The sequence below is a fragment of the Bartonella sp. MU70NMGDW genome (assembly GCF_042194085.1).
GTDB lineage: Bacteria > Pseudomonadota > Alphaproteobacteria > Rhizobiales > Rhizobiaceae > Bartonella > Bartonella grahamii.
Genome location: NZ_JBHIMK010000486.1, coordinates 1 through 874 on the forward strand (window position 1 = coordinate 1; position 874 = coordinate 874).

1 protein-coding gene is annotated in these 874 nt (G+C 37.4%); it reads right to left on the reverse strand.

What is annotated here, in order from left to right; all coding sequences use genetic code 11:
• Window positions 1-688 precede the first annotated feature (688 nt).
• On the reverse strand, window positions 689-874 hold a 186-nt coding region (locus tag ACFIKE_RS11735), incomplete at its 5' end, for a hypothetical protein (protein ID WP_375650126.1).

Sequence of the window (874 nt, forward strand, 5' to 3'; positions counted from 1 at the left end):
TAACGGCATATTATCACTATAAATCAATATTTTATTATTTATAAAAATTATAATTATGGACGCTTTTGAAAATTCTAAAGCCGTAAATAAGGACAACAACGATGAATACGCATTTTGACCTTTACGCTCCAAAATGAGTCTGTGTTCTCGTCAAAGATAAATAAAATAGATATATGCAATACTCTCGCCTTAATCTAGCATAGAAAAGCAGGTACGACTCGTACAGCGCTGATACATCTTATGAACGCTGCTGCATAAGGTTTTAAGGTCAAATAACATCAAAAACACGACCTTCATTAAGTCCACATAGCTTCACTTTATATGGCACTATATTGCACTGATTTTAGAAAAAGCATAGATCAATATCAATTTAAACCCGAATAGAATTGGGTATTTTGGGTGTACAGCTAAGCATTTTCAGCTCCTATAATCCGCCCTTATAAAAAGAATCCGCCTATCAAAAGGATCCTGCCCCTAACACAAAAAAGGATTAAAAGCCGAAATGATAGCGCCCTCAAATAAGAGAGGTGCTTCTGCTGATTCCATAACAAAGATATTTTTTCCCGTGGCGCTGCTTAATGCAATGCACATGTATCATATTCTGCTGCTAGGATGCTTATTCTGAAATATATAATATTAAAGTAAAGCACCTTAAGCAAAGAGACCTTCACTTTATGCGATACTGGTTTTAGAAAAAACTTTGCGGATCAATATCAATTTGAACCCGAACAGAACTGGGCATTTTGGGTGTACCACTAAGCATTGCACGTATAAACCCTTGTATATCAAAGGAGCGCTGTCCTTGCAGCAAAAGCCGAAAACGATAACGCCCCCGAACCAAAGCCAAAGGCGCTTCTGCTGGTCCCATAACCGA